This is a genomic window from Nocardia araoensis NBRC 100135, from assembly GCF_000308435.1.
Taxonomy (GTDB): domain Bacteria; phylum Actinomycetota; class Actinomycetes; order Mycobacteriales; family Mycobacteriaceae; genus Nocardia; species Nocardia araoensis.
The window spans coordinates 120,699-139,470 of the sequence record NZ_BAFR01000352.1 but is presented as its reverse complement, the minus strand read 5'-3'; the positions used below and the strand labels follow the sequence as shown (position 1 = coordinate 139,470).

At 68.2% G+C, this 18,772-nt stretch carries 17 protein-coding genes and 2 pseudogenes; 10 read left to right on the top strand and 9 right to left on the bottom strand.

The window, feature by feature from the left end:
- The first annotated feature begins 36 nt into the window (after positions 1-36).
- Positions 37-1,730 (top strand): annotated as a pseudogene (gene dhaL / locus ON21_RS41225) (dihydroxyacetone kinase subunit DhaL).
- Positions 1,731-1,811: 81 nt separating this feature from the next.
- Complete coding sequence (locus ON21_RS35470; RefSeq protein WP_039805423.1) at positions 1,812-2,498, top strand: DUF8020 domain-containing protein; 687 nt, start codon at positions 1,812-1,814, stop codon at positions 2,496-2,498.
- A 228-nt stretch (positions 2,499-2,726) separates the two neighbouring features.
- On the opposite strand, the gene ON21_RS36445 is transcribed toward ON21_RS35470, so the two are convergent.
- Entirely contained in the window at positions 2,727-3,131 is a 405-nt protein-coding gene (locus ON21_RS36445) for a hypothetical protein (protein ID WP_051021814.1), read from the bottom strand.
- Positions 3,132-3,584: 453 nt separating this feature from the next.
- Here ON21_RS36445 and ON21_RS35460 point away from each other — a divergent pair, with 453 nt between their 5' ends.
- The 3 genes from ON21_RS35460 to ON21_RS35450 all read left to right on the top strand — a co-directional run bounded on the left by ON21_RS35460 (position 3,585) and on the right by ON21_RS35450 (position 5,510).
- Positions 3,585-4,757: a lipase family protein gene (locus ON21_RS35460; protein ID WP_245562871.1), complete on the top strand. Its 1,173-nt coding sequence runs from the start codon at positions 3,585-3,587 to the stop codon at positions 4,755-4,757.
- Between the two features lie 140 nt (positions 4,758-4,897).
- Positions 4,898-5,224: a hypothetical protein gene (locus tag ON21_RS35455; RefSeq protein WP_039805422.1), complete on the top strand. Its 327-nt coding sequence runs from the start codon at positions 4,898-4,900 to the stop codon at positions 5,222-5,224.
- 43 nt (positions 5,225-5,267) lie between these two features.
- Positions 5,268-5,510 (top strand): hypothetical protein, encoded by a 243-nt coding sequence (locus ON21_RS35450; RefSeq protein WP_039805494.1) that lies wholly within the window; start codon positions 5,268-5,270, stop codon positions 5,508-5,510.
- 102 nt (positions 5,511-5,612) lie between these two features.
- Here ON21_RS35450 and ON21_RS35445 read toward each other — a convergent pair whose 3' ends face one another.
- A complete protein-coding gene (locus ON21_RS35445) occupies positions 5,613-5,795 on the bottom strand; it encodes a hypothetical protein (protein WP_039805420.1) in 183 nt (60 codons plus the stop codon).
- Positions 5,796-5,994: 199 nt separating this feature from the next.
- Between ON21_RS35445 and ON21_RS35440 the strand changes: the two genes are divergently transcribed.
- Positions 5,995-7,056, top strand: a complete 1,062-nt coding sequence (locus tag ON21_RS35440) for an NAD-dependent epimerase/dehydratase family protein (RefSeq protein WP_039805418.1) — start codon at positions 5,995-5,997, stop codon at positions 7,054-7,056.
- On the opposite strand, the gene ON21_RS35435 is transcribed toward ON21_RS35440, so the two are convergent.
- A complete protein-coding gene (locus tag ON21_RS35435) occupies positions 7,053-7,637 on the bottom strand; it encodes a TetR/AcrR family transcriptional regulator (protein ID WP_039805492.1) in 585 nt (194 codons plus the stop codon). The two genes, ON21_RS35440 and ON21_RS35435, sit on opposite strands and share 4 nt — an antisense overlap.
- Before the next feature lie 64 nt (positions 7,638-7,701).
- Between ON21_RS35435 and ON21_RS35430 the strand changes: the two are divergent.
- From ON21_RS35430 to ON21_RS35420, 3 genes and pseudogenes are all read left to right on the top strand, one after another.
- Positions 7,702-8,570, top strand: a pseudogene (locus tag ON21_RS35430) (alpha/beta fold hydrolase).
- A gap of 187 nt (positions 8,571-8,757) precedes the next feature.
- Positions 8,758-9,132 carry a MerR family transcriptional regulator gene (locus ON21_RS35425; RefSeq protein WP_039805416.1) on the top strand — a complete coding sequence of 125 codons (375 nt, stop codon included), beginning with the start codon at positions 8,758-8,760 and terminating at the stop codon, positions 9,130-9,132.
- Positions 9,129-9,995 (top strand): TIGR03619 family F420-dependent LLM class oxidoreductase, encoded by an 867-nt coding sequence (locus tag ON21_RS35420; protein WP_039805413.1) that lies wholly within the window; start codon positions 9,129-9,131, stop codon positions 9,993-9,995. The genes ON21_RS35425 and ON21_RS35420 overlap by 4 nt, the downstream gene beginning before the upstream one ends.
- 32 nt (positions 9,996-10,027) lie before the next feature.
- Here the strand turns inward: ON21_RS35420 and ON21_RS35415 are convergent, their stop codons facing one another.
- Both ON21_RS35415 and ON21_RS35410 read right to left on the bottom strand, forming a co-directional pair.
- Complete coding sequence (locus ON21_RS35415) at positions 10,028-10,528, bottom strand: flavin reductase family protein (protein WP_039805412.1); 501 nt, start codon at positions 10,526-10,528, stop codon at positions 10,028-10,030.
- 346 nt (positions 10,529-10,874) lie between these two features.
- The gene (locus ON21_RS35410) at positions 10,875-12,203 is read right to left on the bottom strand and encodes an MFS transporter (RefSeq protein WP_039805410.1); all 1,329 of its coding nucleotides are present in this window, start codon (positions 12,201-12,203) and stop codon (positions 10,875-10,877) included.
- Positions 12,204-12,263: 60 nt separating this feature from the next.
- On the opposite strand from ON21_RS35410, the gene ON21_RS35405 reads away from it, so the two are divergent.
- Entirely contained in the window at positions 12,264-13,211 is a 948-nt protein-coding gene (locus ON21_RS35405) for a pyridoxamine 5'-phosphate oxidase family protein (RefSeq protein WP_039805408.1), read from the top strand.
- Positions 13,212-13,250: 39 nt separating this feature from the next.
- Here ON21_RS35405 and ON21_RS35400 read toward each other — a convergent pair whose 3' ends face one another.
- The 4 genes from ON21_RS35400 to ON21_RS35385 all read right to left on the bottom strand — a co-directional run bounded on the left by ON21_RS35400 (position 13,251) and on the right by ON21_RS35385 (position 18,772).
- Positions 13,251-14,477 (bottom strand): cytochrome P450 family protein, encoded by a 1,227-nt coding sequence (locus ON21_RS35400; RefSeq protein ID WP_039805407.1) that lies wholly within the window; start codon positions 14,475-14,477, stop codon positions 13,251-13,253.
- A gap of 9 nt (positions 14,478-14,486) precedes the next feature.
- On the bottom strand, positions 14,487-15,776 hold the full coding sequence (locus ON21_RS35395; protein WP_051021813.1) for a cytochrome P450: 1,290 nt from the start codon (positions 15,774-15,776) through the stop codon (positions 14,487-14,489).
- A gap of 179 nt (positions 15,777-15,955) precedes the next feature.
- The gene (locus ON21_RS35390; protein ID WP_039805405.1) at positions 15,956-17,248 is read right to left on the bottom strand and encodes a cytochrome P450; all 1,293 of its coding nucleotides are present in this window, start codon (positions 17,246-17,248) and stop codon (positions 15,956-15,958) included.
- Between the two features lie 294 nt (positions 17,249-17,542).
- Entirely contained in the window at positions 17,543-18,772 is a 1,230-nt protein-coding gene (locus ON21_RS35385) for a cytochrome P450 family protein (RefSeq protein ID WP_039805403.1), read from the bottom strand.

Sequence of the window (18,772 nt, the reverse complement as noted above, 5' to 3'; positions counted from 1 at the left end):
TGTGCCTCACAGCCTTATCGGAGGATGGTCCAGCGCATGCCCTGCACCGATGAACGTGTCCCTCCCGCGCCGAACCCGGCGCGGCGGACACTGCTCAACAACCCCGACGACCTGGTCACCGAAGCCTTGCGCGGACTCGAGCTCGCCCACCCGCACCTGGTGCGCTGCCACCTCGATCCGGCCTTCGCGATCCGCGCCCGCCGACCGGAACAGCCGAAAGTCGCGCTGGTATCCGGCGGCGGCTCCGGACACGAACCGCTGCACACCGGATTCGTCGGCGTGGGCATGCTCGACGCCGCGGTTCCCGGCGCGGTGTTCGCCAGCCCGACCGCCTACCAGATCCTGGCTGCCATCCAGGCCGCCGATCAGGGACACGGTGTACTCCTGATCGTCAAGAACTACACCGGCGACGTACTCAATTTCGCCATCGCGGCCGAGCTCGCCGCGGACGAGGGCATCGCGGTCGAAACCGTGCTGGTGGACGACGATCTCGCCACCACACCGTCCGACGAGGAAACGGGACGTCCGGGCAGGCGCGGCACCGCTGCCGTCGTGGCAGTGGAGAAGATCTGCGGCGCGGCCGCGGAGGCCGGAGCGAGCCTGGCCGAAGTCGCCGACCTGGGCTGCCGGGTCGTAGCGTCCGCGCGCACCATGGCGCTGGCCCTGGCAGCCTGCACACATCCGGGACAGCACCAGCCGTCCTTCGAATTGTCGAGCGCGGAAGTGGAATACGGAGTCGGCATTCACGGCGAGCGAGGCACCGGCGTCCTCCCGTTCGGCCCCGCGCGAGAACTGGTCGAGGCGCTGGTGGCCCCGATCGTCGCCGCACTCGAGCTGACCACGGGCGATCCTGTCATCACCATAGTCAATGGACTGGGCTCGGCGCACCCGCTCGAGTTGTCGCTCGTCCACCACGAACTGTGCGATGTTTTGGCAACTCGCGGCATCACGCCCGCTCGCGCCCTCGTCGGCAGCTGCGTCACCGCGCTCGACATGCACGGCTGCTCGATCACGCTGCTGCGCGCAACCGACGAAATCCTCCGCTTGTGGGACGCACCCGTGCGCACATCCGCCTTGACCTGGTGATGCCGATGCGACGCCATCTCGACACACACGACGCCCAACTCTGGATCGACGGTTTCGCACGCCGGATCGAAGAACTCCACCAGGACCTCACCGAACTCGACCGCCGCGCCGGTGACGGCGACTACGGCACCAACCTCCGCTCCGCGCTGCGCCGCGTGACCGAGGCGCGGGAACGACAGCACCCCGACTCCGTGGCCGCGGTGTTCACCGCCGTATCCGACGGTTTCCTCCACACCGGCGGTACCAGTGGGCCGTTGTTCGGCATCTGGTTTCGCAAGATCGCAACGGCCTGCGTCGAGGAACCCGGCCGCGGCGTGCGCCTCGCGGAGCTGGCCCTCGGCGTTGCCGCGGCAGTCGACGCCGTACAGCGCCTCGGTCACGCCGAGGTGGGTGACAACACCATGGTCGACGCCATGGCGCCGGCCGCCAACGCGTTGGGCGAAGCGGCCGATCGGGACGCCGACCTTCCCGCCGCACTGCGCGCGGCGGCCACCGCGGCACGACGTGGTGCCGCATCGACCGAGCACATGCTCGCGCGCAAAGGCCGAGCGAGCTACGTCGGCGTGCACGCGGTGGGCGTCATCGACCCCGGCGCACTGACCGTCGCAGTGTTCTTCGAGGCAGCCGCCTCGATCACCGAATAGGGCCCATACCGAGCCGGCCGTCGGCACACAGCCTCGAACCCATCGCCATCGGTTCGAAGGCACCCCAAGAAAGGAACGAAGATGAGGAAAATCGCAGCATCGGCGCTGCTGGTCACCGCAATCGCCATGACAACCGGAACAACGCACGCGGCAGCCCCGGACGCTCCGGTGAACGTGACCGTCAAGGTTGTCGAGAACGCAACGGTCATCACGGCGGACGCCGGGTCGATGACCGTCGAGGACGATGTGTTCGAGCTGAAGGCCGCGGACGGCTCGGTATTGGGAGGCGCGGAATTGTCCTTTCGCGTGGACGATTTCGTCTTCCCCATAGCCGCTCGGATCACCGACCGGACCGCCACTCTCACACCGCAACTCGACATCGAGCATGCTGTCTACCGGCCCGCCGCCCTACCCTACGAGGATCAGGCGCCGTGGAAGACACCCTATGACCGCGAACAGGCCGCTTGGTCCAGAATGACCAGCACCATCGCGATGGGAGCCACGATCGGCACACTCGTCGGCGGTCTCGGCGGCGCGGCCGTCGGCTGCGTCCTCGGCGGAATCGCCGGTGCGACGGTCGCCGCGGCGACCATCGCCGGTCTGTTCGGGCCCTTCATTCCGGCCGCCGCGGTCGGTTGCCTCGGCGGGGTCATCGCTGTCGGCGCGCTCGGGACCGTGGCCGGCCAACTTCTCGTGACCGCACCCGTCGCGGTCATGGCCGCGGTGCAGTACTTCACGACGATCAACGCACCATTCGCGAGCAAATGACAACGCCCGGCGCCATCCCTCACTCGGCGAGCGCGAGCTCGAGCGCGGTCGTGCGGACCCTCCGGATCGCCGCACCGCACGAATCACCTGCCCATCCGATGAGTGATGGCACCCGGGTCGGTCTTGCCCACTCGCACAGACGGAAGGAACATGATTCGGCTGCCGCATCATCCGTCGACCTCCACGCCGCGATGACGGGATGCCGCGATGACGAGCCCGGCGGTCAGGTCACTTCTCGGCCCCGTCTCCCGCGGTAGCCGGCGAACGACGGGCGTGCTCGGCCACCCAGACGCCGACGCCGATCGCTCCGGCGACCGGCCAGGAGACCAGTCCGGTGACCGCCGCCGCCCCGAGCCCGCCGAAATAGAGCAACGACTCCCGATCGGGTACCCGGTTGCGCACCGCCGTGGTCGCCGACGAAACTCCGGTCGCTACGGTGCGCGGCCCGGGCGGCAGCGGAACTCGCGCCATCCGCATCCCGAGCGTCGGAATCGGCACACGCATCCCGCCGCGACCGGTGGTCGCGGCCTCGGAGCCGGTCGGCGGTTCGGTCTTCGCGTCCGGCGCGGAACGTGCCGTCTCCGGTACTTCGGCCCGGGCTTCGCGGACCTTCTCGGTTGCTGTTTTGGACATGACCGCTCCTTCCTTCGCCCTGCACCTCGTCGCTGTGTATGTAATCCAGCCAAGCCGCGCTCGCCTCGCATCGCAACCCCTGCTCGGGATGCTTTCGATCGCGAAGTGACAAACCGCCGGACATGGCCCACACGGCGGATCGGATCCCGGCGTGGGTGTGCGGTCTCCGCTTCGGACGAAGGGGCACCCAATAGTGGCTGCTCAGTTGCTACGCCTCACGATACCTTGCGGAAGCACAACAAAAATTCTCAGTTCTGTTCCAAGCCAGTAGGTTTTTCCCGCATTCCGAACTCACCGCTCAATGTTGCTGATAGTTTGCCGACGAAGGCACACTGAGGCAGACCACTGTTCGGCGAATGCGCGGAACTACCCCTGGAGGTCAAGGTCGTGACTCGTCCGATTCTTCGTTCTCTCCGCAATAGACGCATCGGTTCCCCCCGTGTCCTCGGGGCGTTGAGCGGAATAGCACTCACACTCCTGCTCGGGACGGCGGCAACCGCGGAACCGCTCTATCCGCACCCCGATCCGGACCCGTTCTACGCCGCCCCGGCGGATCTGGCGGCACACCACCCCGGTGACATACTCGACGTGCGGCAGTTGCCGCCGCTGGGGCTCTTCCCCGGCGCGACCGTCCGGCTGGTCGAGTTCCGGTCCACGAATTCGCGGGGCGCGCCGATCTCGGCGACGACGACGATCGTCACCCCGATCGGCCAGCGGCCAGGTATGCCGCTGCTGTCGTATCAGCACTTCATCAACTCGCTCGGCACGCACTGCGCGGTGTCGCACCTGCTCTACAACGGCGATCCGAACCTGTCGCTGACGACACCGATGTTGAACGTCTTGCTGGCGCAGGGCTGGAGTATCGCGCTGCCGGATCATCTCGGACCGCAGTTCGCGCTCGGCGCCGGGCGTTTGGGCGGCCAGATCACGTTGGACGGCATCCGCGCGGCGAAACAGGTACCCGACCTCGGGCTGCAGGCCAGCCCGACGGTGATGGCCGGCTACTCCGGCGGCGGTCTCGCTACGGCATGGGCGGCCGCGCTGCAGCCGACCTATGCGCCCGATCTGCGGCTCGGGGGCGCGGCCATCGGCGGCGCCCCGATGAACCTGGTGACGATGGCCAAAACGTTGGGATTCGAGCCGCATCCGGCGTTCGGCCTGGCCATGGCGACGGCGATCGGTCTGGAACGGGAGTACCCGGACCAGGTGCCGACCAGCCAGTCCCTCAACGAGCGCGGCCTGGCGCTGCGCGATCAAATGGCCAACAGCTGCACCAACGACATCCTCGCCGCGGGCATGAACGGGAGCGCGCGCGATTACGTGAACTCCGCCTCGGTCTTCGACACCACACCTGGCGCGTGGGCGGTGGTTGAGGAGAACAGCGTGGAGCTCTACCCGAGGGCCCCGGAAATACCGATCTTCGAATGGCATTCACCGAGCGACACGCTGATTCCGATCGAGGCCATCGACAACACCAACCACCATTGGTGCTCGGCCGGAGTGCCTGTGCAGACACTGCGCGTGGCCGACGTGGAGCATCTGACCGCAGCGGTACTCGGCGCACCCTCGGTGCTGCCGTGGCTTCAGGGCCGGGTGCGCGGAGAGCCCGCGCCCAGCACCTGCTGACACCGGCCACCGGTCATCACATCCACGGCAAGGGTCGCGCTCTCGGAAGCTCCATGTGGTCGGGCCCGGCGCACGAGTCGGGCCCGATCCGGATTGCGCGGAGATTCCCGGGGTAGACCGCAATTACAGGAGGTGATGACATGCCGAAGGCTTGGACCGACAAGCAGGAACGACAGTACGAGCACATCAAGGATTCGGCGCAATCCCGTGGGGCGGACACCGGACGCGCGAAGGAGATCGCCGCTCGCACGGTCAACAAGAACCGCGCCCAGTCCGGGCAGTCCAAGACCGCGAGCAAGACGTCGACCGACGACAAGTCCCCACAGCAGCGCGGTGGCCGGCGTTCGCACAGCGGCGCCGAGGGGCCGACCCGTGACCAGCTGTACAACGAGGCCAAGAAGCGCAATGTCGAAGGCCGCTCGAAGATGACGAAGAAGGAGCTGGCGCACGCGCTCGGACGGGACTGAGCCCGGCGCGCAGCTCGACGACGAAGAAGCGAAAGGAGTGAAGATGACCAAGCAGCAGGAAACGGGCACTGTCACCGGCACCAGGGACAAGGACTACAACCTGATCTGGTTCGTCGAGGCCTCCCTCGAGAACGCGCTGCGTCTGGACACGTTCATCCAGGACGCGGAACGCGCCGGAGACACCGAGCTGGTGGAGTTCTTCCGCAAGGCGCAAGCCGACAGCCGCAAGGGCGGCCGGATGGGCAAGGAACTCCTGGCCAACCGTCTCGCGCAATCGAATATGTGATTTTCGGACGTGCGGCGGACGGGAGCCCGAGTGGGCTCCCGTCCGCCGCGTTGTTCACCGGTCATCCGGGAATCGTGGATTCCCGGTAAGCCGGGCCGCGACCTACTGTCGGGGGCGTTCGGTGCGTTGCACCCGTTCGTTGATCAGCGTGTCGTCGTCGGCCGGAGGCTCGGGGTCGTGCCATTCCTCCGCCCTGCTCGACCGGTTGCCGTGCAATGTGCCCTGCAGTTCGTGAACCATTTCATCGTCGCGTAGCGGACCGTGCTTGCTGTTTCCGCGTTCCATGGTTTTCTCCCGGGTTGGTGGATGTGGACATGCGCAGCGGCCTGTCGTGACGCGGTTGCGGCCACGCCTTCGGACCAACCACACTCGGCGGTTATCCGGCCGGGCCGGGAGGAATCCGATTCACCGGGTTCAGCCGGTGTCGTCGCGGACATCCTGGGTAAGTCGCTCTCGAACCTCGTCGCCGAGCCAAGGAGCAGATATGCGCGTCGTCGTGGTCGGTGCCACCGGAAACGTGGGAACGAGCGTGCTGGAGACACTGTCGGCCGAAGCGGGAGTCAGTTCGATCGTGGGAATCGCGCGGCGGGTGCCGGGCAAACCTCGCGCTGGTGTGGAATGGGTGCGCGCGGATGTGCGAACCGACGATCTGGAGTCCCATTTCCACGGCGCCGACGTGGTGGTGCATCTGGCATGGCTGTTCCAGCCCACCCATCAGCCCATGGTCACGTGGCGCGCGAACGTCGGCGGCACCGAGCGCGTGCTGCGCGCCGTCGCCGCGGCCCAGGTTCCCGCTCTGGTCTACGCCTCCTCGGTCGGCGCGTACTCCCCGTGCCAGAGCGACGAGCCGGTGCCGGAGAGCTGGCCCACCGACGGCTGGCCGCCTGCGGCGTACATGCGGGAGAAGGCCTACGTCGAACGGCTGCTGGATCGGTTCGAGGCCGAGAACCCGGATCGCCGCGTGGTTCGCATGCGCCCGGCGTTCATCTTCCGCAGGCACACCGCCAGTCAGCAGCGACGTCTGTTCGCCGGTCCACTGCTGCCGAATCGCTTGATGCGGCCCGGCCTGCCTCCGATCCTGCCGATTCCGCGGGGCCTGCGGTTCCAGGCGGTGCACAGCGCCGACGTCGGCCGCGCGTACGCGCTCGCGATCGCGACCGACGCCCGCGGACCGTTCAACCTGGCCGCGGAACCGGTGATCGATCGCTCCTGGCTGGCCGCGGTCTTCGACGCCCGGGTGGTGTCCGTTCCGCCCTCCCTCGTCCGCGCCGCACTCGCGATGGGCTGGCACGCGCGGACACTGCCCGCCACCCCGGACCTGTTGGACGGCGTGATGCATCTGCCGATCATGGACACCGGCCGCGCACGGGCCGAGCTGGGCTGGACGCCGCGGTTCACCGCCGTCGACGCCCTCCGGCACCTGATCTCCGGGTTGCGGGCGGGCGCGGGAGAAGACACCCCGCCCCTGGCCAGCGACGCGGGCGGGCCATGGCGCTGGAAGGAGTTCACCTCCGGAGTCGGTGGCCGGGAAATCGGAGTCGGCTAGCCGCGTACCCCGGCCAGCACCTGTTCGATACGAGCGGTCAGGGACCGGCCCGCCGCGAGCAGCGGCTCCGTCGAGCGCAGCGTGCGACTGAGGACGAAAGCGCCCTCGAGGCTGGTGAGAACGGCGAGGACGAGATCGCGGGCGTCCGCGGCGGACAGGCCGCGGCGCACGAAGTAGTCGGTGCCCTCGCCGATCCACTGGGTGATGACTTCGGCGGCGACCTCGCGCAGCGCGGGTTCGCTGTCGGCGACCTCACCCGCCACGGTGCCGACCGGGCACATGTTGATCCAGCCGGTCTGCTCGATCTGTTCGGCGGCCGCCGCGAACGCGGCGGGTATCGCTTCGCGCAAGTCGTCGTCGGCGTCGAACAGCAGTGGGAGCAGCTGGATGTACGCGGCACCGGACGTGCGCAGCGCCGCGGCGGCGATCTGCGGCTTGCCCTCGGGAAAGTGGTGATACAGCGACCCCATCGGGGCGTGAGCGGCGACGGTGATCTGCTTGACGCTGGTGCCCGCGTAGCCCTGCGTGCGCATCAGCTCGGCCATCGCGGTGACGAGCCGTTCCCGGGTGCTGGTTGACATTTTCTCGGTCACCCTCCCAGACTAGAGCAAATACTCTAGAGCGATCGCTCGGATGGAGGCTGACATGCCCGTGATCGAACTTCCCGCAGGCCGGGTGCACTACGTGGAGCGCGGCGAGGGACCGCCGGTGTCCTGCTGCACGGCCTGTTGATGAACCACACGCTCTGGGACGAGGTGCTCGACGCCCTGCCCGGAGGCTTCCGGTACGTGCTGCCCGACCTGCCGCTCGGCGCCCATCCCCTGCCGCTGCGCCCCGGCGTCGACCTGAGCCTGCGCGGCCTGAATCACCTGGTCGCCGATTTCCTCGCCGCACTCGACCTGCGCGAGGTCACGCTGGTGCACAGCGATTGGGGCGGCGCGCTGTTCCTCACCGCCTACGGGCTGGACGAACGCGTCGGCAGACTGATCGTGCTGCCGTGCGAGGCGTTCGACAACTTCCCGCCCGGCCTGCCGGGCAAGATGGCCACCGTCGCCACGTATCTCCCTGGCGGTCTCTCGCTGGCGCTGCGGCAGTTACGCATTCGGTGGCTGCGCCGTTCGCCGTTGCTGTTCGGCTGGATGGCGCGGCGCCCGCTGCCCGACGAACTGGTGCACGGCTGGACCGAGCCGGGGCTACGCGACGCCCGGATCCGGCGGGACCTGCTCGCCTACACCAAATCCGGGTTCCCGAAACAGGAATTGATCGCCGCTACCGAAGCACTGCGGAACTTCCGCGGGGACGCGCTGATCCTGTGGTCTTCGGCGGGCAAGGTGATGCCGCGCGAGCACGGCCGCAGGCTCGCGGAACTCATTCCCGCGGCGCGGCTGGTCGAGATCGACGACGCGTACGTTCTGTCCATGCTCGACCAGCCCGCCGCGGTGGCCGAGGCGATGTCGGCGTTCCTGCTCGACAGCCACACCGCCCCGGAGCCCGACCGCCGCGCGCCGCGATAACGCCAGAGCGTGAGCGCCCACACGCCCGGAAGCTGACGGGTCACGCTCTATCCGGCACGCCGGGGACGCCTCGCCCGATCGAACTACCGCCGGGTGAGTTCCCTCCGAGGGCACGCGGGCTGCGACCGCTTGCCTTGACGCCGACGAGAAGGTTTAGCGTGGCGGTAGCGGAGGCAAAGGAGGACGGATGCGTATCGGAGAACTGGCGGAGCGGGCGGGCACCAGCACGCGCGCCCTGCGTTACTACGAGGAGCACGGTTTGGTGCGGCCGCGCCGGGCCGCCAACGGTTACCGCTCGTATGACGACGCGGAGGTGCTGATCGTGGCGCAGATCCGCGAACTGCTCGGCGCGGGCTTCGATCTCGACGACATTCGCCCGTTCGTCGCCTGCCTGCGGGCGGGCAACGGCTCCGGAGACATCTGCCCGGACTCGGTATCCACGTTGCGGCGCAAGCTGGAGGAGGTCGATTCCTATATGGCCCGGCTGGAGCAGGTACAAGGCCGTCTGCGTGAACGGCTCGCGGCGGCCTGCGAGTTCGACCGGATGGAGGAGCTGCGGTGAGGTTCGCGGTCAGCTTCAGCACCCCCTTCTTCGGCGTCGACCCGGACCGATTGATCGGGTACGCCCAGCACGCCGAGCGCTGCGGATTCGAAGCGATCTACCTGCCGGAGCACGTCGCGCTGTACCCGGGCGCCAGTGTCGGCCCTATGGAGATCACGCCAACAGTGCCGTTCGCCGACCCCCTCGACGCTCTGAGCTTCGTGGCCGCCGCGACCGAGCGCATCCTGCTCGGCACCGCGGTGCTGTTGCTGCCCTATCACCATCCGGTGGTGCTGGCCAAACGCCTCGCGACGATCGACGCGCTGTCCAAGGGACGGATGCGCCTGCTCACGGTGGGGGTAGGCACCCTGCCCGGTGAGGCGCGAGCCGTCGGCGTCGATTTCACCTCCCGGGGCCGTCGTGCCGACGAGGCCATCGACGTGTTGCGGCTGCTCTGGTCCGGTGGCGCGGACGGGGTGAGCTTCGAAGGCGAGTTCTTCCAGTTCGAGAACCTGTGCAGTTTCCCGCAACCAGTGGGCGGCGGGCCGTTGCCGATCCATGTCGGCGGATCGAGCCGGGCCGCGGCGCGGCGGGCCGGATCCCGCGGCGACGGTTACTTCCCCGGCGGGGTCCTGGGACCGACCGAACGCGCCGCCCAACTGGAGCTCGCCCATGCCGCGGTCGCCGCGGCGGGCCGTGATCCCGGCGCGTTCGAGTACACGCGCTGGGGATCGATCGACATGCCGGTCGAGCGGGTCGAGGGACTGGCCGAGCAGGGTGTCACACGCATCGTGGTGAGCGCGAGCACGGGTGATCCGGAGCGCGCCCGCGACGAGTTGTCCGCATTCGCCGAACGATTCGATCTTGCGAACGCACTGAAGTAGCGTTCGCGCCCTGGCCGGCGCCCGGAACCTCCTCAGACGGTATGGCCCGCAACGAGATCCGCCACCGAGTGATAATGCAGCGTCTCCGCGGTGGGCCGCAGCACGGCGCCGTCCTCGGGTTCCAGCAGCATTCCGACGTGATCGCCGAGGTCGTACCGGTCGCGGATGCGACCGACGAACCAGCTGGGCACCGTGCTGAGCACCGGGATGCCGCCGGGACCCGCGTGCCAGTCACAGTGCACGAACTTGTCGATGTCGTCGCCGGTCTCACCGCCGAAAAGCCGCGCGAGGGAGACCTGTTCGCTGCCGAGCAAATGCACCGCGAGCCGGTCGGCGTGCTGCGCGACCCGATAGGTGTAGTTCTTCTTGGACAGGCCGATCAGGAACCGGCGCGGCTCGATGCTGACCTGCGTCGCGAAGCCGACGAGACAACCGGCGCGCCGGCCGGCCGCCTGCACGGTGACCAGCAGCACGGGATAGTCCGCCGCCGCGACCACCGCATCGAACACTGCGGTCCGGTCTTCGGTAGCCATCGGTCCTCCCAGCGTGATGCGACGTCTTCCCCGGATGCCCGCGCGACCGTTGCGCAAACATGCCGGGACGAGCAGCGCTCACCCTACAACCGCGGCGGCAAGTCGTCTGAGACGCCGACGCCGACAAGGGTGAGATGCCCATGCGACGGCCGGTAGATCAGCTCTTTCCGATCTACATTTCCGTGGATGATAGTCCACCACAACGACTTCCGTGTCGACACGGAAAACGCATGGTGGCGGTCGCCACATTGCGAGCGCATCCCTGCTTCCGGACGATTCCGCCGCGGTTCGGCGGCACGGATCGTGCACCTGCCCGCGGCGAGCAGAGCCGTCCGCGGGCCCGGGATCACAGATCCGCGCCCCGGTCGGCCGTAGCGTCGCCGGTGCGCCACCGCAGCGTCAGGACGCCCACCGCGGCGGCGATCATGCACAATCCCACCACCCACAGCCCGGCGCGCTGGCTGCCGGTCACGTCCTTCAGCCCACCGGTGACGTACGGGGCGACGAAACCACTGATGTTGCCGATCGAGTTGATCAACGCGATCCCGCCCGCCGCGGCGGCACCGGACAGGAAGGTGCCGGGCAGAGCCCAGAACGTCGGCAGCGCGGCGAGCACGCCAACGGCGCACACCGTGACCGCGATCATCGCCGCGAACGGGTTGCCGAGGTACAGCGCCACCGGGATGGCCAGGCCGCCCAGCAGCGCGGGCAGGGCGACGTGCCACACCCGCTCACCGGTCCGGTCGGCGCGCCTGCCCCACCACACCATCACCACCGCACCGACGAGGTAGGGCACCGCATTGATCAGTCCGCGCTGCACCACCGAATAGTGCGTGCCGTATTGCTGTTGAAAGCCGTCGATGATCGTCGGCAGGAAGAAACCCAGCGCATACAGACCATAGACGATGCCGCCGTAGACGAAAGCGAGACCGAGTACCCGCGGATGGGTCAGCGCACGGCGCACTGTCCAGTGCTCCGCGCGCCGCAACGCGGCCCGCTCGGCGGCGAGTTCACCCGCCAGCCGATCGCGTTCGGCGGGGGCCAGCCAGCTCGCCCGCTCGGGACGGTCGGTCAGGTAGAACCAGGTCACCACCGCCAGCGCGATGGCGGGCAGCCCCTCGACCAAGAACATGAAACGCCAACCGCTGAGCCCGAAGACGCCGTCGCCGTATTCGATGATCAGGCTGGACACCGTCGCGCCCAGCGCGGTGGAAATGGGCACCGCGGTCATGAACAACGCGACGATCCGCGCCCGTTGCGCCTGAGGAAACCAATAGGTCAGATAGAGCAGGATGCCGGGAAAGAAACCCGCCTCCACCACGCCCAGCAGAAACCGCAGGAGATACAGCACGGTGGCGTCGGGCACGAAAGCCATCGCCGTGGCCACCAGCCCCCAGGTGATCATGATCCTGGCGATCCAGCGCCGGGCGCCGAACCGGTGCAGCGCCAGGTTGCTCGGCACCTCCAGCAGCAGGTATCCGACGAAGAAGATGCCGGAGGCGAACCCGAACGCGGTCTCGGTGAGCCCGAGCTCGGTCTTCATGCCGCTCGGCCCGGCGAACCCGATGTTGACCCGGTCCAGATAGTTGACGAAGTACAGCAGCCCGAGAAAGGGCAGCAGGCGAATCGTGACCTTGCGCAGCGTCGTGTCTGCCGCCTCGGCGGTGGAAACCATCTGCGCACTTTCGGCTCCCGACGGCCGCGTCGTCAAGGGCGGCGCAGTAAAATCCGCTCCATGGCGGTTACCTGGCCGGACGAGGTGGACGACATTCTCGGCGGCGATCTGACCTGTGCCGCGGCCTATGTGACGCCCGCGGGCGGCGCGGTGGTGTCGGCGGTGTCGCCGATCGGGCTGCGCGACCGGGCCGCGGGCACGGTCGGGTTCACCACTTCGCTCGGTTTCGGGCGCAAGCTGGAGCGAATGAAGCGGGAACCCAAAGTGGCGCTCGCGTATCACGCGCGCGAGCACGGCATCGGGAACTCGGACAACACACGCTTCGTCCTGGTGCAGGGCACCGCGGCATTCGACGCGACACCCGACCAGGAGTCGCTCGACCGCCTCGGCGCCCAGGCCACGCCCTACCTGGGTGCACCGCGGCGCGGTCTGTTCTGGGACCGGTGGCTGCGCGCGTACTACGCCGATCGCGTGGTGGTGACCGTGACCGTCGACCGCATCGTCGCATGGCCGGACCTCGACGCGGCGGGCACACCCGAAATCCTCGGCGCCGCACTGCCCTCCGACGAACCAGCGGCGCAACAGCCACCGGCGAAGGGCGCGGGTCCCCGGGTGGACGTCGCCCGCACCGCGGCGCGGGCGGCGAAGTTGCCGCACCGCCTGCTCGGCTACCGGCAGGCCGACGGCTATCCGGCGGTCGTCCCGGTGCACGTGGCCGGGTCGAGCGCCGACGGTGTGCGGTTGACCGCTCCGGCCGGCCTGCCGCAGGGTGGACGCCGCGCCGGGCTGCTGGCACACGAGTATCGCTCCCAGCTGATCGGTTTGGAATCGCGGCAGAACACCGGCTGGCTGGAGGTTTCCGGTACGGACGCGGTATACGCGCCGCACACCGCGTCCGGCTTCAAAGCGCCGCCGAACAAGACGATCCTGTTGCTGGGCAATGGTTTTCTCGCCCGGCGCGGACTCGCGAAGGCGCGCAGGTCCGGCCTGGTCGACGCATTGCGCTGATCCGCGCCTCCGGCCGCGACCGGAGGCGCGGGTCCGCCGCTAGTCCGCCGCCAAGTGCACCGGCAGCCTGGCGTGCCCGTTGGAGATGAAGCTGGACACGGTCCCGAGTTCGGCGGGATCGGCCGCCAAGCGCAGGTCCGGGAAGCGCTGGAAGAGCGCGGGCAGCGCGATCTCGGCTTCCAGCCGCGCCAGCGGCGCGCCCAGGCAGTGATGCGCCCCGTAGCCGAAGGCCAGATGCTCCTTGGTCGCTCGCCGCACGTCGAACTCCGCGGCGGTTGGGCCGTGCAGCTTCGGATCGCGATTCGCCCCGGCGTAGGACGCGAGAATCGGCTCGCCCTTGGCGATGCGCAGGCCGTCGATCTCGATGTCGTCGGCGGCGAAGCGCAGCGGCAGGTGCGCCACCGGCGACTCGTACCGCAGCGCCTCCTCGATCAGATCGGTCCAGCCCACACGGCCCTCGGTCACCTCGGCACGCTGGTCCGGGTGGGTCAGCAGTGCGAAGACGGCCTGATCGATCAGGTTCACCGTGGTCTCGTGTCCGGCGCTGATGACGAGCAGCAGCGTGTCGATCAACTCCTGCTCGCTCAGCTGTGAGCCGTCCTCCTCGTCCCGGTGCGAGATCAGCAGACTGGTCATGTCGTCTCCTGGCGTCTGCCGCCGATAGGCGACGAGCTCACCCAGGATCCGGTACATCTCGAGGTAGTTGGCCTGGGACTGCTCGGGCCCGAGCGACGTATCGAAGATGCCGTCGACGCACTTGCGCAGACCGGCGTTCAGGGATTCCGGAACGCCCATCAGCGCGCTGATGACCTGGATCGGCAGCGGGTAGGCGAAACCTTCCCTGAGATCGACCGCTGTGCCCGCCGGTGTCGCCGCGAGCGCGTCCAGCAGGTCCGCGGTGATCTGTTCGACCATCGGGCGCATCGCCTGGGTGCGGCGGTGGGTGAAGGCGGGCGCGACGAGTTTGCGCAGCCTGCGGTGATCGGCGCCGTACGCGGTGAACATGTTGTTCACGGCGACCCACGGCAACAACGGCCAGTCCTGGGGTATCTCGCCGTTGAGCAACGCGGGCCAGTGCTGTTTGGCGTCCTTCGACACCCGGGGGTCGGCCAGCAACCGCTTGAGCACGTCGGCGTCGGTGACCGACCACGCCCGCACGCCGCCCGGCAATTCGACCAGGGTCACCGGCCCGCGCGCACGAATACGGGCGGACTCACCTTGAATGTCGGCACCCGCCGGGTCGAGAACCAGGGGTTGTGTGTCCATCGGGACTCCTTAGAAGACGGTCAGCGGAGGGGATTTCGGAAAAACGACCGGCAGGGACACCAGTGCGCGATGGAACGGTCCCGGCCGCCAGCTCAATTGACCGGGCTGGACGCCCAGCCGCATCTCGGGCAACGCGTCGAGCAGCTGATCGATCGCGTCCTGCACCACCAGGTACGCGGCCGACCGGGCCGGACAGGCGTGCGGGCCGACGCTCCACGCCAGATGGGCACGGCTGTCGGTGCGTTGCCCGACGCCGATCGCCGGATCGTTGTTGCATCCCGCCATACTGATCAGCACCGGCTGGTGCGCGGGTAGCCAGACGTCGTCGATGAGGATCGGCTGGCGCGGAAAGCTGACGCAGTAGTTCGCCATCGGCGGGTCGTTGAACAGCACCTCGTCGAGGGCGTCGCGGGTGGAAAGGCTGCCACCGAGAAAATCTCCCGCGAAGCGTTCGTCGGTGAGCATCAGCAGCACCGTATTGACGATCAGGTTCTGCATCGGTTCGATGCCCGCGCCGTAGAGGGTGATCAGCTGATGGATCATCTCGACGTCGTCCAGCCCGGCTTCGTGCCGCAACAGTCTGGAGGTGATGTCGTCGCCGAAGTCCTTCCGCTTGAGCTGCACCAGTTCGAACAGCGCGTCGGTGAGCATCGCGTTGCCCTTGTCCGCGTTGACGCCTTCGAAGATGGCGGCCATACCGGTCGCGACCTGCTGGCCGATGTCCGCCGGGCAGCCCAGCATGGCGTTGAGCACCGCGAAGCTGAGCGGAAACGCGTACTGGCTGATGAGATCCGCCGCCCCGTCCTCGCAGAAGGCGTTGATCAGCGGGATGGCGATCTGCTCGACGGTTCCGTGCAGCGCGTGCAGGTCGACCCCGGCGATGGCGACGACGTTCGCCTGCCGGTAGCGCAGATGTTCCAGGCCCGCACTACGCAGGGCGTTCTTCCGCCACTCCAGCATCGGCAGGACCGGGCACTCGCCCGGGATGTCCTTCTGCCAGATCCGCGGATCGGCCGGGAAATGATCGGGGTCGTTCAGGATGCGCAGCGCGGTGTGGTAGCCGATCACCAAGGTGGCGGGCACGCCCGGCGACAGCTCGACGGGAACGAGCGAACCGAACTGGCGGCGCATCTCGCGGTATGCCTTGTGCGGATCTTCCGCGTATTCCGGCGAATACAACGGATAACGGGGGCCGCTGGTGTCGATCGGCGAGCCGTGCGACACGGGGCACCCGCTCGCGGAAGTGGACGGCGGGAAGTGTGGCGTGGTCAAAAGACGAAACTCCAGGGGAACGAACATGCGACGAACGCGATCGACCGGACGCGTGCGCGCCGCGACGACGTAGGTCGACGTGCTGCGTGGGGATCGTGACAGGCCGGCGCACACCCTCATCAGCTGTGTGCACGACGACCTCTGAGCGGCAACCTCCAATCTGGATCGGAACGCGGCGATTGTCGGCTCGCCGGAGGGGAGCACGGCTACTGTCCCGCGCTCCCCTCCGGCTGCGGCGAATAGACGGGCAGGGGCGGGGTTTCCGGGAAGAGGACCGGCAGGGCGGTCAGCGATCGATGAAACGGGCCCGGTCGCCAGGTCAGCTGCTCCGCGGGGACGCCGAGCCGCATCTCGGGCAACGCGTCGAGCAGCTGATCGATGGCGTCCTGGGCGATCAGATAGGCCACCGACCGGGCCGGGCAGGTGTGCGGCCCGACGCTCCACGCGAGATGAGCACGGTTGTCGGTGTAGGCGCCCGTGTTGATCGCCGGGTCGTTGTTGCATCCGGCCATGCTGATGACCACCGGCTGGTGCGCGGGCAGCCAGACGCCGTCGATCAGGATCGGCTGCCGCGGGAAGGTGACGCAGTAGTTCGACAGCGGCGGGTCGGTGAACAGCACCTCGTCCAAGGCGTCCCGCGTCGACAGGCTACCGCCGAGGATGCCGCCGGCGAACCGCTGGTCGGTGAGCATCAGCCGCAGGGTGTTGATGATGAGGTTCTGCTGCGGCTCGATGCCGGCGCCGTACAGCATGAGCACCTGCTGGACCATCTCCTCGTCGTCGAAATCGACAGGGTGCCGCAGAATCCGGGAGACGATGTCGTCGCCGGGATGGGAACGTTTGAGCGCCACCAGGTCCGACATCGCGTCGTTGAACATCGTGTTGCCCTGCTCGGCGTCCACGCCTTCGAACATCGCGGCCAGTCCCATCGCCGCCCGCTGCCCGATGTCCGGCGGGCAGCCGAGCATGGCGTTGATCACCGCGAACGAGAGCGGGAACGCGTACTGCGAGATCAGATCGGCGGAGCCGTCCCCGCAGAACGTGTTGATCAGTGGCACGGCGATCCGCTCCACCGTGTTGTGCAGTGCGAACTGGTCGATCTCTTCGATGCCCGCGACCGTGGCCTGCCGGTAGCGGGCGTGTTCGGCGCCGGAGTTGCGGATGGCGGCCGGACGCCACTCGAGCAGCGGCAGAACCGGGCAGTCGCTCGGAACGGTCTGCTGCCAGGTCCGCGAATCGGAGGGGAAATGGTCCGGATCGTTCAGGATGCGCAGCGCGGTGTGATAGCCGATCACCAGCGTCGCGGGCACGCCGGGTGACAGTTCCACCGGCACCAGTGAACCGTACCGCGCGCGTGCGTCTCGATAGACATGGTGTGGGTCCGCCGCGAAATCGTCCGAATACAGCGCGATCCGGGGTCCGTCGGCGCCGACCGGTGAACCGTGCGGGACCGGGCAGCCGCTGGGGAAGGACGATGTCGAGGATTGGGGGTGGGTCAAAACGTGACTCCAAAATCGGAACGTTCGACGAGCAGGGTGGGCACACGACACGCGATCCGGATCTCGGAAGCCGAGCTGCCGTGTGAGCATGGCCAATTCGACTCGATACCGAATTCGCCTGCGCCAGAGCATATCTCGTGCGCCCAACCGGCGCGATCGGGTGGGTTCCGCATGCGCCCGCCTGCGGTCGAACACCTCTGCCCGCGTATCCGCGAGGGATACACGGGCTGTCGGACACCGGCACAGCCGAGCACCCATGCCGGGGTCGATCGAGGTGTCCTACCTGGTCCCGGACTACTCCGTCGCCTCCAGGAACACCGGCAGCTCGGAATGGCCGTTGGAGATGAAGCTGAGGACGGTGCCCAGCTCGGACGGATCGACGGCCAGGCGCATGTCCGGGAAGCGCCGGAAGATGGCCGGAAGGGCGATCTCGGCCTCCATCCGGGCCAGCGGCGCGCCCAGGCAGTGATGCGCCCCGTAACCGAAGGCCACATGGTCCTTCGCCGAGCGGCGCGGATCGAACTCGTCGGCGTTCGGACCGTGCACCTTCGGGTCGCGATTGGCCGCCACGTAGGAAGCCAGGATAGCTTCGCCCTTGGGGATGCGGACGTCGGCGATGTCGATGTCCTCGACGGCGTAGCGCAGCGGCAGGTGCGCGACCGGCGCCTCGTAGCGCAGCGCCTCCTCCACCACGTCCGACCAGGGAATCCGCCCCGCCGCCACGTCGGCACGCTGGTCCTGGTGCGTGAGCAATGCGAAGATGGCCTGATCCAGCAGGTTCACCGTCGTCTCGTGCCCGGCGTTGATGACCAGCATCAAGGTGTCGACGAGCTCCTTCTCGGTGAGCTGCGAGCCGTCCTCCTCGTCCCGGCTGGCGATCAGCACGCTCGTGATGTCGTCGCCGGGGGATTCCCGCCGGTACGCCACGAGTTCGCTGATCAGCCGGTACATCTCCAGGTAGTTCGCCTGGGCCTCCTCCGGCCCGAACGAGGTGTCGAAGAATCCGTCGACACATGTCCGCACACCGGGGCCCAAGTGCTCGGGCACACCCATCAGCTCGGTGATGACCTGGATCGGCACCGGATAGGCGTAGCCCTCACGCAGGTCGACGGCCGTTCCGCGCGGCGTCGCGGCCAGCCCGTCGAGCAATTCGGCGGTGATCGCTTCGATGCGCGGTCGAAGCGCCACCGTGCGACGGTGCGTGAACGCGGGGGCGACCAGCTTGCGCAGCCGCCGATGCTCGGCGCCGTAGGCGGTGAACATATTGTCGACCGCCACCCAGGGGTGCAGCGGCCACTCCTCGGTGATCTCGCCGTTCATGAACGCGGCCCAGTGCTGCCTGGGATCCTTCGAGACGCGCGGGTCGGCCAGAAGGCTCTTGAGCACGACGGCATCGGTGATCGACCACGCCGGCACCCCGCCGGGCAGTTCCACCAGGGCCACCGGCCCACGCTCGCGCAGCCGTGCCGCCTCGCCTTGGATATCGGAACCGGTCAGATCCAAGACTATCGGCTCTTGCGACAT